Source organism: Streptomyces chilikensis (genome assembly GCF_001642695.1).
Classification (GTDB): Bacteria; Actinomycetota; Actinomycetes; order Streptomycetales; family Streptomycetaceae; genus Streptomyces; species Streptomyces chilikensis.
In genome coordinates this window covers 1,755,159-1,766,594 of record NZ_LWCC02000005.1, presented here as the reverse complement: position 1 = coordinate 1,766,594, position 11,436 = coordinate 1,755,159, and the positions used below count along the sequence as shown (strand labels likewise).

The 11,436-nt window shown below is 74.9% G+C and carries 10 protein-coding genes; 8 read left to right on the top strand and 2 right to left on the bottom strand.

Annotation, left to right across the window (positions count from 1 at the left end):
- Positions 1 to 259: 259 nt before the first annotated feature.
- A complete protein-coding gene (locus tag A2U95_RS07855; RefSeq protein WP_338104442.1) occupies positions 260 to 988 on the bottom strand; it encodes a hypothetical protein in 729 nt (242 codons plus the stop codon).
- A 534-nt stretch (positions 989 to 1,522) separates the two neighbouring features.
- Here A2U95_RS07855 and purN point away from each other — a divergent pair.
- Positions 1,523 to 2,164, top strand: a complete 642-nt coding sequence (gene purN / locus A2U95_RS07850) for a phosphoribosylglycinamide formyltransferase (RefSeq protein ID WP_166021474.1) — start codon at positions 1,523 to 1,525, stop codon at positions 2,162 to 2,164.
- Entirely contained in the window at positions 2,161 to 3,786 is a 1,626-nt protein-coding gene (gene purH / locus A2U95_RS07845) for a bifunctional phosphoribosylaminoimidazolecarboxamide formyltransferase/IMP cyclohydrolase (protein ID WP_166021473.1), read from the top strand. The genes purN and purH overlap by 4 nt, the downstream gene beginning before the upstream one ends.
- Positions 3,787 to 3,873: 87 nt before the next feature.
- On the opposite strand, the gene A2U95_RS07840 is transcribed toward purH, so the two are convergent.
- Positions 3,874 to 4,488 (bottom strand): hypothetical protein, encoded by a 615-nt coding sequence (locus A2U95_RS07840; RefSeq protein ID WP_166021472.1) that lies wholly within the window; start codon positions 4,486 to 4,488, stop codon positions 3,874 to 3,876.
- A gap of 288 nt (positions 4,489 to 4,776) precedes the next feature.
- On the opposite strand from A2U95_RS07840, the gene A2U95_RS07835 reads away from it, so the two are divergent.
- The 6 genes from A2U95_RS07835 to A2U95_RS07810 all read left to right on the top strand — a co-directional run bounded on the left by A2U95_RS07835 (position 4,777) and on the right by A2U95_RS07810 (position 11,265).
- Positions 4,777 to 5,631, top strand: coding sequence for a bifunctional methylenetetrahydrofolate dehydrogenase/methenyltetrahydrofolate cyclohydrolase (locus A2U95_RS07835; RefSeq protein WP_166021471.1), 855 nt, complete (start codon positions 4,777 to 4,779; stop codon positions 5,629 to 5,631).
- Positions 5,621 to 6,205 (top strand): DUF3017 domain-containing protein, encoded by a 585-nt coding sequence (locus tag A2U95_RS07830; RefSeq protein WP_420856977.1) that lies wholly within the window; start codon positions 5,621 to 5,623, stop codon positions 6,203 to 6,205. Before A2U95_RS07835 ends, A2U95_RS07830 begins: the two co-directional genes overlap by 11 nt.
- Before the next feature lie 209 nt (positions 6,206 to 6,414).
- On the top strand, positions 6,415 to 7,452 hold the full coding sequence (locus tag A2U95_RS07825) for a helix-turn-helix domain-containing protein (RefSeq protein ID WP_166021470.1): 1,038 nt from the start codon (positions 6,415 to 6,417) through the stop codon (positions 7,450 to 7,452).
- Between the two features lie 430 nt (positions 7,453 to 7,882).
- Positions 7,883 to 8,872 carry a malate dehydrogenase gene (locus tag A2U95_RS07820; RefSeq protein WP_166021469.1) on the top strand — a complete coding sequence of 330 codons (990 nt, stop codon included), beginning with the start codon at positions 7,883 to 7,885 and terminating at the stop codon, positions 8,870 to 8,872.
- Positions 8,873 to 9,158: 286 nt separating this feature from the next.
- Entirely contained in the window at positions 9,159 to 10,910 is a 1,752-nt protein-coding gene (locus tag A2U95_RS07815; protein WP_240957241.1) for a hypothetical protein, read from the top strand.
- Positions 10,900 to 11,265 (top strand): hypothetical protein, encoded by a 366-nt coding sequence (locus A2U95_RS07810; protein WP_166021468.1) that lies wholly within the window; start codon positions 10,900 to 10,902, stop codon positions 11,263 to 11,265. Before A2U95_RS07815 ends, A2U95_RS07810 begins: the two co-directional genes overlap by 11 nt.
- Positions 11,266 to 11,436 lie beyond the last annotated feature (171 nt).

Here is an 11,436-nt window from a genome sequence, read left to right as displayed (position 1 = left end):
GGGCCGTCGCCCGGGGCGGGGCGCACGCGCGGCGCGGAGCCGGAGGGGGCCCCGGACGCGGAACGCGCCCGCGTCCCTCCGCGGGCCGGCTGAGCGGCACGGCGACCGGCCGGACCCGGACCGGGCCCCCGCCCCGGACTCCCGCGGAGCCGGAGCTGCGGCCGGAGCCGGAGCCGGGGTCGGACCGGAAGCCGGAACGGTGCCGGGCCTCGGCCGGCGTCCGCCCGGAGGCAGGCCGGCGTCCGCCCGGAGGCAGGGATCAGACGGGCGCGGTGAGGCTGTCCCGCAGGCTGTCCGGGACGCCCTCCGGCAGGTGCTCGACACAGGCCTGGCGGGCGTCACGGGTGAGGGCCTCGTCCGTGCAGACGAAGAAGTCCCGCAGGAGGACCTGCTGGGCCAGGACGAGCAGGGCCACCATGAGCAGCGCGATGGAGCCCGAGACGATCCCGATGACCGCCGCCCGCCGCTGCGGGTGGCGTCCCGGGGCGCCGGCGGGCGCCGGGGGCGCCGCGGCCACCGGACTGTCCGGGTTCTGGGGGCGGGCGGGCGTGCGCAGGGCGCTGATGCCCCAGTGCAGGGCGAGCGCGCCGAGCAGCAGGGCGAGCCAGGGCAGCCCGAAGAGCGTGAAGATCAGTCCCCAGGTGCCGCTGAGCAGGGCGTACCGGGCGCGCCGCTGGGCGGGGTCGGTGGGGTCCCAGCGCATGCCGGGGCCACCGGGACCCTCCCCGGGGCCGCCCTGCCCCGGGCCGTGGCCCTGGCCGGAACCCTGGCCCGGTCCGCCGGGCCGCTGGCCCCAGCCGGCCCAGCCGCCGCCGGTGCCGCTCTCGGGCTGCCGGTCGCTCCAGCGCCCCTCCTGCGAGGGCTGGTCCTCCGGCGGCGGGGCGAACGGGTTGTCCTCGCCGTCGCCGGCCGTGCTCCGGCGGCCGCCGTCGTCCCGCCGGTCGTCACGGGCCGCGGGGCCGGGCTCGGAGGGCTTCCGCAGCAGCATGCCGCCACGCTTCCCTCCCGGCGAGGAATGTCCCTGCGTACCGGGCGCGAGGCGCATGGGGAGGGTGAGGAGTCGCGGACTGCTGCGGTCGGGCATCGGGTGAGCGTCTTCCCCTTGGCTGGAACGGCTGGTGACTGATGACTGACGGCTGACGGGTGTACGGCTGGAAACGCTGGATCGGCCGAAGCGGCCGTCCGTCACGGCGGCGCCGCCCGAAGAGCGCGGGAGGAGCGTCGCGGGTGTGCCGTACGGCACATCCTGCGCCCGGGGGAACCCCGGACACCGGCCCCTTCCCCCTTCGGAACGTGTGGCGCACCTGGGACGTTCCCGCCCGGCGCCGCGTCGCACACGGCAGACGGTACCGCCCGGCCCCGCCCCCGTCCCGTGGGGGCGTCCGAACTGCCGGGTATCGTTGCTGCCGGTCGACCGCTTCGTAGACTTCCCCGTATCGCGGGGCGTGAAGCATTCGTATGTCCGTACAAAGTCGCGCGTACGACGGCCGGAAACGCCGCTCTCCCGAGAAAGGGCCCCGCCGTGGCCGCCGCCAAGCCGCCCGCGTCCGTGGTCAAGCGCCTCGTCGTCCTGGTCTCCGGATCCGGTACGAACCTCCAGGCTCTCCTCGACGCCATCGAGACGACCGGCACCGAGGAGTACGGGGCCGAGGTCGTCGCCGTCGGCGCCGACCGGGAGGGCGTCGAGGGGCTGGCCCGCGCCGAGCGCGCCGGGCTGCCGACCTTCGTCGTCCGGGTGAAGGACCACGCCACCCGTGAGGAGTGGGATGCCGCGCTCGCCGAGGCGGTCGCCGCCCACCGGCCGGACCTGGTGGTCTCCGCCGGGTTCATGAAGATCGTGGGCAAGGAGTTCCTGGCCCGTTTCGGCGGGCGGTTCGTCAACACGCACCCCGCCCTCCTGCCCAGCTTTCCCGGGGCCCACGGCGTGCGGGACGCGCTCGCGTACGGCGCCAGGGTCACCGGGTGCACCGTCCACTTCGTCGACGACGGCGTCGACACCGGCCCGATCATCGCCCAGGGCGTGGTCGAGATCCGGGACGAGGACGACGAGAGCGCTCTGCACGAGCGCATCAAGGAAGTCGAGCGAAGGCTGCTCGTCGATGTCGTGGGGCGTCTCGCCCGCAACGGCTACCGCATTGAGGGACGAAAGGTAGTTATCCCGTGACCGCCGACAGCACTGTCACGACCCAGCGGCCCATCCGTCGCGCGCTGGTCAGCGTCTACGACAAGACCGGCCTCGAGGAGCTCGCGAAGGGCCTTCACGAGGCGGGTGTCGAGCTGGTCTCCACCGGCTCCACCGCCGGCCGGATCGCCGCCGCGGGCGTCCCCGTCACCAAGGTCGAGGAGCTCACCGGCTTCCCCGAGTGCCTCGACGGCCGCGTCAAGACGCTGCACCCGAAGGTCCACGCCGGCATCCTGGCCGACCTGCGCCTGGACGGTCACCGGCAGCAGCTCGACGAGCTGGGCGTCGCCCCCTTCGACCTGGTGGTCGTCAACCTCTACCCGTTCCGGGAGACGGTGGCCTCCGGCGCCACGGCGGACGAGTGCGTCGAGCAGATCGACATCGGCGGCCCCTCCATGGTCCGCGCCGCCGCCAAGAACCACCCGTCGGTCGCCGTGGTCACCAGCCCGGCCCGCTACGCCGACGTGCTGGCCGCGGTGAAGGACGGCGGGTTCGACCTGGCCGCCCGCAAGCGGCTGGCCGCCGAGGCCTTCCAGCACACCGCCTCCTACGACGTGGCCGTCGCCTCCTGGTTCGCCTCCGACTACGCCCCGGCGGACGAGGCGGACGAGGCGGCCGGCGGGGCGGCGCGGTTCCCCGACTTCCTCGGCGCCACCTGGCGGCGCTCGCACACCCTGCGCTACGGCGAGAACCCGCACCAGCCCGCCGCGCTGTACCTCTCGGACGGTGACATCAGCGGCTCCGCCGCGGGGGCCACGGGAGGCCTGGCCCGCGCCGAGCAGCTGCACGGCAAGGAGATGTCGTACAACAACTACACGGACACGGACGCCGCGCGCCGTGCCGCGTACGACCACGCCGAGCCCTGCGTCGCGATCATCAAGCACGCCAACCCGTGCGGCATCGCGGTCGGCGCCGACGTCGCCGAGGCGCACCGCAAGGCCCACGCCTGCGACCCGCTCTCCGCGTTCGGCGGCGTGATCGCGGTCAACCGGCCGGTCTCCAAGGAGATGGCCGAGCAGGTCACCGAGATCTTCACCGAGGTCATCGTCGCGCCCGGTTACGAGGACGGCGCCGTCGAGATCCTCGCCCGGAAGAAGAACATCCGCGTCCTGCGGGCCCCCGAGGCCCCGTCGGCGCCCGTCGAGGTCAAGCCGATCGACGGCGGTGCGCTGCTCCAGGTCGCCGACCGGCTCCAGGCCGAGGGCGACGACCCGGCCAACTGGACGCTGGCCACCGGCGAGGCGCTCTCCGAGGCCGAGCTGGCCGAGCTGGCGTTCGCCTGGAAGGCGTGCCGCGCGGTGAAGTCCAACGCGATCCTGCTCGCCAAGGACGGCGCCTCGGTCGGCGTCGGCATGGGCCAGGTCAACCGCGTCGACTCGGCCAGGCTGGCCGTCGAGCGGGCCGGCGAGGAGCGGGCGCGCGGCTCCTACGCCGCCTCCGACGCCTTCTTCCCGTTCCCGGACGGGCTGGAGATCCTCACCGCGGCGGGCGTCAGGGCCGTGGTCCAGCCGGGCGGTTCGGTCCGCGACGAGCTGGTGGTCGAGGCCGCGGAGAAGGCCGGCGTCACCATGTACCTCACCGGCACGCGGCACTTCTTCCACTGACGTGGTGGAGTGCGTCCGCCGCCGTTCGCTTCGCTCCGCGGGCGGCCGCCCGGGGGGCGGTACTCCGTGGCCGGCGCTCCGGGTGCGTCAGTACCGCGGGCGGTTGAACCAGGCCTTGCCGGACGGCTGGGCGCAGGCGGCGATCATGATGCCGCTGAAGACCAGCCACAGCACGCCCGCGAACCCGCCGCCGACCAGTGCCAGCAGACCCATTGCGGCGCCGACGGCGCCGTAGACGATGGTGGTGATCCGCACGCCGTTGCCGCCCTTGGCGAACTTCACGCCCAGCGTGATGGACAGCGGCGACAGCGCCAGGAACAGCAGGCCCAGCGCGGCGAATATGCCGGTGACCGCGTCCGGGCTGATGCCGCTGAGGCCGGCGCTCTCCAGCTGGCTGGAGGTCAGCGCGCCGCTGCCCACGGCGGCCAGCAGCATGATGCCGCCGACGATGATCTGGAAGCCGCCGATGATGAACAGGAACACCCGCGCCGTGACGAGGAGACCGGGCATCGACTGCGGGACCTGCGCACCGCCCGGGTAGCCGGGGTAGCCCTGCTGCTGGGGGTGCTGCGGGTAGCCCTGCTGCGGGTAGCCGTAGCCCTGCTGCTGGGCGGGGGGCTGCTGCTGCGGGTAGCCGTAACCGGGGCCCGACGGCTGCTGCTGCGGCGCTCCGTAGGGGTTGTTGGGTTCCCCATAGCTCATGTTGTTCTGCCTTTCTCCGAAACCTCGACGCTCGACAGGGCCACGACGGGCGAGGGTTTGCGGGGAAGGTGCACGTGTGCGGTCCGGCCCCCCGGTACTGCCCGCTGCACTGCCGTTTCATCGTTCTGCACCGGTCCTGCCGTGTCCACCCGTGGGGACCACCTGTTGCGGAAGCGCAACGTGGGGCGCACAGACCGAAGACGCGGACCGGAGCGGCTCCGGGCCCGGCGCGGACCAGGGTGCGGGCGCGTTTTGAACATGGCCAGGGTCATCCGGGAGGATGGGGGCATGAGCGCCCAGATTCTCGATGGCAAGGCCACCGCGGCCGAGATCAAGTCCGAGCTTGCCGCCCGCGTGGCGAAGCTGAAGGAGAAGGGCGTCACGCCCGGTCTCGGCACCCTGCTGGTGGGGGACGACCCCGGCAGCCGCAAGTACGTCGCCGGCAAGCACCGCGACTGCGCCCAGGTCGGCATCGCCTCCATCCAGCGCGAGCTGCCCGCCACGGCCACCCAGGAGGAGATCGAGGCGGTCGTCCGCGAGCTCAACGAGGACCCCGCCTGCACCGGCTACATCGTCCAGCTGCCGCTGCCCAAGGGCATCGACGAGAACCGCATCCTCGAGCTGATGGACCCGGACAAGGACGCCGACGGCCTCCACCCGATGAACCTGGGCCGCCTGGTGCTCAACGAGCCCGCCCCGCTGCCCTGCACCCCCAACGGCATCCTCACCCTGCTGCGCCGCTACGGCGTGGAGACCAAGGGCGCCGAGGTCGTCGTGGTCGGACGCGGCGTCACCATCGGCCGCCCGATGCCGCTGCTGATGACCCGCCGCTCCGAGAACGCCACGGTCACCCAGTGCCACACCGGCACCCGCGACCTGGCCGCACACCTCAAGCGCGCCGACATCGTGGTCGCGGCGGCCGGCTCGCCGCACCTGATCCGCGCCGAGGACATCAAGCCGGGCGCGGCCGTGCTCGACGTCGGCGTCTCGCGCAACGACGAGGGCAGGATCGTCGGCGACGTCCACCCGGACGTGGCCGAGGTCGCCGGCTTCCTGTCGCCCAACCCGGGCGGCGTGGGCCCGATGACGCGGGCGCTGCTGCTGGTCAACGTGGTCGAGGCGGCGGAGCGTCGTGCCGGCTGAGACGCGGGGCGGGACCGGCTCCACGGACGCGGCGCACGTGCCGGACGCCCCGGAGGCCGCCGGCACGCCGCGGGAGCCCGAGGCGTCCGGGACGCCCGAGGCGTCCGGGACGCCCGAGGAGCCGCGGGAGCCCGTGGTGCGGGACGCGGTGAGCGCCCCGGACGCGCAGGGGCGGCCCAGGCGGGTCACCCGCCGGTTCCCGCTGTTCACCCGGGACACCGCGCGGCCCGAGGGCGGCGGCCGCGCCGCCCCGGGGGACGCGCCCGCGCCGGCCCGCCAGTGGCCGATCCTGCTGGTCAGCACGGTGGCCGCGATCGGACTGCTGGTCACGGCGCTCGGCCTGTTCCGGCTGGGGACCGTGCTGGTGGGCGTCGGGCTGCTGCTCGGCGCGGCCCTGCGGTGGGCGGTGCCCCACGTCGGCATCCTGGCGGTGCGGTCGCGGTTCACCGACGTCGTGACGTACGGGCTGCTGGGGACGGTGATCGTGCTGCTGGCGCTGATGGTGCAGCCGGAACCCAAGCTGGAGCTGCCGTTCCTCAAGGACCTCCTGCACTTCACCGTCGACGACGCCTGACGGCCTGACGGCCTGACGGCCTGACGGCCTGACGGCCTGACCGCCTGACGGCCCGGCCGCCGGGTCCGCGCGCCTTCGCGCCGGTGCCGGGAACGGGAGGTCTCCTCCCGCAACGGCGTGAATCGGGCTAACGTGGTCGGGACGTCCGGAATGCCGTGCGCGGGGGAGGCGCGCGGCAGGGGGCCGGACGCCCGGGCGGAGGGGGGACCATGCCTCGGTGGAAGGCGTTGCCGGAGGAACTCGACCCGGAGGTCGAGGAGTTCACGGACGCCCTGCGGATGCTGGTGGACCGCGGCGGCCTCGGCATCGCCGCCGTCGCCGACCGCACGGGGTACAGCAGGACCTCCTGGGAGCGCTACCTCAACGGCCGGCTGCTCCCGCCGAAGGGCGCGGTGATCGCCCTCGCCGAGGTGACCGGCGCCGACCCGTTGCACCTCACCACCCTGTGGGAGCTGGCGGAACGGGCCTGGAGCCGCTCGGAGATGCGGCACGACCTGACCATCGAGGCGATGCGCGTCGCCCAGGCCCGCCAGGAGCTGGGGGAGTTCACGGCCCCGCCCGCCGCCCCGCCCGCTCCGCCCGCCCTGCCCGGGCCGTACGCGGCGGCCGCCGGTATCGCCGCCGCGCCCCCGGCCGCCTCCGCGGGGACCCCCGGGCTCCCGCCCGCCGCCCCGCCCGGCGGCGCCGCGTCGACGGCGGCGGCGCCCGGCCCCGACGGGGACGCCCCCGCTCTGCGCGGTGGGCCGGCCTCCCCGGGGCGGGCCCACCGCGCGGTGACCTTCCTGGCCGGGGCGGTGGGCGCCCTGCTGGTCGCGGGAGCCGCCGTCCTCCTCGCCCAGGCCGACCCCGAGGACGAGGCGCGGGCCCCGGACCGCGGGCCCTCCTCCCCGGCCGTGGGCGCGCCCCCGCTGCCGGACGGGGTGGGGTGCCACGGGCCGGACTGCGCGGGCGAGGACCCGGAGACGATGGGCTGCGGCGGGCGGCGCGCCGTCACCGGCCGCAGCGTCACCGTGGGCGAGGCCCTCCTCGAGGTGCGGTTCAGCGAGGTGTGCGGCGCCGCCTGGGCGCGGGTCACCGGCGCGGCGGCGGGGGACCGGGTGACGGTGAGCGCCGGGGGCGGTCCGGCGCGCGGGGCGGAGGTCGGGCGGGATCCCGACGCCTACACCCCCATGGTCGCCGGACGGAGCGCGGAGGACGTCAAGGCCTGCGTGACGCCCGTCAAGAGCCGTCCCGTCTGCACCCGTTGACTCTTTCGGGTCATACCGTCGAGACGCGCGCATGAGCCCGCGCGGACCGGGCAGGCGAGCCGGATCCCCCCACGGGAGGCGTGCCCGGCGGGGCGGCGGAGACCGGATCGCCTCCGCGCCGGGCACGTACGGCCTGCGGCGCGGTCCGCGGTACGGCCGGCCGCGCGACCTGTCGTGCGGCCGCTCGGGGCCGCGCGGCGGCAGCGTCCTGTGGGCCGGGCCACACGTACCCGTCCCCGACGGGGCGGCGGAGGCGCGATAGCCTGACGCCCGGATCTCTTGACGCCAAGAGATCGATCATCCGTCTCGTTGATCGATCACCATGGCGGGCAGCCGGACCGACCGTCCGGGAGCCGCCGCACAACAGGCGCCGGGGATCCCGCACCCCGGGGCGGACCGCCCCACCGCCTGCTGTCCTACGGAGAACGCCATGACCCGCACTCCCGTGAACGTCACCGTCACCGGCGCGGCCGGCCAGATCGGTTACGCCCTGCTCTTCCGCATCGCCTCCGGTCAGCTGCTCGGCGCGGACGTGCCGGTCAAGCTGCGCCTGCTGGAGATCACCCCCGCGCTCAAGGCCGCCGAGGGCACCGCCATGGAGCTCGACGACTGCGCCTTCCCGCTCCTCCAGGGCATCGAGATCACCGACGACCCGAACGTCGCCTTCGACGGTTCCAACGTCGCCCTCCTGGTCGGCGCCCGCCCGCGCACCAAGGGCATGGAGCGCGGTGACCTCCTCGAGGCCAACGGCGGCATCTTCAAGCCGCAGGGCAAGGCCATCAACGACAACGCCGCCGACGACATCCGCGTCCTGGTGGTCGGCAACCCGGCCAACACCAACGCCCTGATCGCCCAGGCCGCCGCCCCGGACGTCCCGGCCGAGCGCTTCACCGCGATGACCCGCCTGGACCACAACCGCGCGCTGACCCAGCTCGCGAAGAAGACGGGCGCCTCGGTCTCCGACATCAAGCGCCTGACCATCTGGGGCAACCACTCCGCCACCCAGTACTCGGACATCCACCACGCCACCATCGGCGGCAAGAGCGCCGTCGAGGTCGTCGACGACGAGAAGTGGCTGACCGAGGAGTTCATCCCGACCGTCGCCAAGCGCGGCGCCGCGATCATCGAGGCCCGTGGCGCGTCCTCCGCCGCGTCCGCCGCCAACGCCGCCGTCGACCACATCCACACCTGGGTCAACGGCACCGAGGAGGGCAACTGGACCTCCATGGCGATCCCGTCGGACGGCTCCTACGGCGTGCCGGAGGGCCTCATCTCCTCCTTCCCGGTCACCTGCAAGGACGGCAAGTACGAGATCGTCCAGGGCCTGGACATCAACGAGTTCTCCCGCGCCAGGATCGACGCCTCGGTGGCCGAGCTGGCCGAGGAGCGCGACGCCGTGCGTTCGCTGGGCCTCATCTGAGCCTGACGGCACCGCTCGTCCCCGACCGCCCCGGCGGCCCCTCATCGGGCCTCCGGGGCGGTCGTGCGTCCGGTGACCGGTCCCGCCCGCTCCCCCACCTTTCCGGTTGCACCGGCCCCTCCTGTCGCCTAGATTTCACGCCTCAACTCACGTACGCCAACTACCGTGCGTGGCAGGGGTGTTCGCACATCGGGGGATTCGCTTGGCCGTCCCGTCAGTCCCGCAGCGGCCCGCCGGGCCCGACCTTCCGCAGCCGCCGCCCGCACCGGCGGCGGGGACCGCGCCGGTGACCCCGGCCGCCGTGCCGCCCCACGCCAGCGAGGCCGGGCGGCTGCTGTGCGCGGGCGTCTACCTGGACTCCCGGTACCGCGACCGGGTGATCGAGGAGCTGTGGCTCAACGAGCAGCGGGTGGTCGCGCCCTCGCTCGGGTTCGACGCCGCCCGGGTGCTGGCGCACGCCCTGCGGGCCCGGCGCGTCGAGCTGGCCTGGGCGCTGGGCGTCACCGCCCTGTGGGCCGTGGGCGTGCTCGTCACCCAGGGACTGCTGATCGCCTTCCTGTTCCCCGGCCTGCTGCTGGCGCTGGCCGCCCGGACGCGGGGCGGGGACCGGATCGCGCCGCTGTACCGGCGGGTCCCGGCGTTCCTGATGCGCTGGGCGGGCCGGCTGATCCTGGCCGTGCTCGGCCTCGCCACCCTCAAGGCGGCCTTCGGCGTCCAGGACGAGGAGGACGGGCCGGACCACGACGGCCCGGGCTACGGGGAGTTCGGCTACGGCGACCCCGGCTACGGCTACCCGGACTCCTCGTCCGCGTTCGACGACGTCGCCGATTTCCTGGGCGGCGCTGGCCAGGTGTCCGGCACCTCGGCGCAGGCCTGGCTGCTGATCGTCGTCCTCGCCGCCCTCGCGCTGTGCGCGGCGGCCCAGCGCATCCAGTTCGCGCGGGTGGTGACCAACGAGCTCTCGCCCGGCCGGTTCCCCGACGCGGCCGCCGATCCCGCCGAACTCCAGCAGGGCCCGCGCTTCCAGCGGCTGATGGGGCGCATCCGGCGCGAACAGCACCAGAACCTGGTCCTGTACAACGTGGCCCGGCCGTTCTGCGGCGCGGGCACGCCGGTCGACACCTGGATCCTCGCCGTCGAACTGCGGCCGGCCGGGCGGACGGGGAAGCCCGCGCCGATCAGCAACCGGGTGGTGCTGGACCGGGTGCGGCCGCTGCTGGAGGAACTGCGCACGCCGCCGCAGGGCGGGCGCCCCGGCCGGGACCGGCTGCGCGGCCTGGAGGTCGACGAGTGCGTCTTCCTCCCGGCCGAGGGGCTGCGCCACCGGGACGACGCGCCCTACGGCGACGCCCCGCTGGCCGAGCACATCGACGGGTCGGTGGAGGAGGGCGCCGAACGGCGGCGCCACTTCCTGCGGATCCGGGTCGGCGGCTGGGAGGAGGAGCTCGTCGTCACGGTCTTCGTGCGGGTGCACACCCAGGGCAAGGTCCTGATGCTCGAGGTCGCCCCGCACGTCCTCGCGCCGGTGCGCGAGGACTTCCAGGGCGTCGACCGCGCCGCGCACCGCCTGCTGTCCGGCAGCCTGCCGGCGAAGGCCGCCTGGGCCGTGGCGCGGGTGCCGGGCTCCCTGGTGCGCTCCCTGATCGTCATCGGCACGTACCTCGCCGACAGCTGGTCACTGGCGACCGGGGGCAACGCGGCGGCCCTCGCCGAGGGTCCCTCCCGGTCGGTGCGCGAGCTGGGCGCCGCCGACGACGGTTCGCTGTTCCAGCGGATGGACGCCGCCCGGTACCTGAAGGCCGTGCAGGACCGCGTCGCCCACGGCGTGCGGCAGGCCCTGGCGGACGGCGGCTACCAGACCGACGAGTTCGTCCAGCAGATCGTCAACGTCAGCAACGGCGGCGTGCACATCGACAGCGTCGAGGGCAGCACCTTCGCCGTCGGCGAGCACGCGCGCGCCTCCTCCACCTCCACCGGCGCCCCCGCCGCCCCCGGCGGGAAGGCCGCGCAGAAGGGATCCAAGGGTCATGAGCAGTGACGAACCCACCGTGCGCTTCGGCGACGTCACCGGGAGCACCTTCGCCGTGGGCAGCCACGCCCGCGCCGAGTCCCACCACCACGCGGCGGGCCGCGAGCGGGTCGAGGACCAGGAGCTGCTGGAGGCGCTCCGGGAGCTGAGGTCCGAGCTGGCCGGCCGTCCGGAGTCGCCCGCGGTCACCGGGATCAACGAGGCCATCGACGAGGCCGAGGAGGAGATCACCCGCACCGGCCGGGCGGGGGAGGGCCGCCGGGCCCGGCTGCGGGAGCGCCTGGAGTCGGCCGAGGGCATCACCAGCTGGATCACGGCCGCCGCCGCGGTGGCCGCGATGCTGGGGGTCGGCGGGGCGTCATGAGACCTGGAGGAGCGGGCGCCGCGCGGCGCTGGAACGAGGACGCGCAGCGGTGGGAGTACCCCGCCGGGAGCGCCGGGCCGTCCGTGGCGCCGTCCGCGCCGCCGGTGCCGCCCGCACCGCTCCCGCCGCCCGGGCCGGCCGGCGGGAGCGGTCCAGCCCGTCCCGCGGCCC

Bases quoted from the DNA above. Each gene is read 5' to 3' on its own strand.
- A2U95_RS07810 (WP_166021468.1), top strand. From the start codon at position 10,900: ATGAGCAGTGACGAACCCACCGTGCGCTTCGGCGACGTCACCGGGAGC.
- A2U95_RS07835 (WP_166021471.1), top strand. From the start codon at position 4,777: ATGAGCGCCCAGATTCTCGATGGCAAGGCCACCGCGGCCGAGATCAAG.
- A2U95_RS07825 (WP_166021470.1), top strand. From the start codon at position 6,415: ATGCCTCGGTGGAAGGCGTTGCCGGAGGAACTCGACCCGGAGGTCGAG.
- A2U95_RS07820 (WP_166021469.1), top strand. From the start codon at position 7,883: ATGACCCGCACTCCCGTGAACGTCACCGTCACCGGCGCGGCCGGCCAG.
- A2U95_RS07840 (WP_166021472.1), bottom strand. From the start codon at position 4,488: ATGAGCTATGGGGAACCCAACAACCCCTACGGAGCGCCGCAGCAGCAG.
- A2U95_RS07855 (WP_338104442.1), bottom strand. From the start codon at position 988: ATGCTGCTGCGGAAGCCCTCCGAGCCCGGCCCCGCGGCCCGTGACGAC.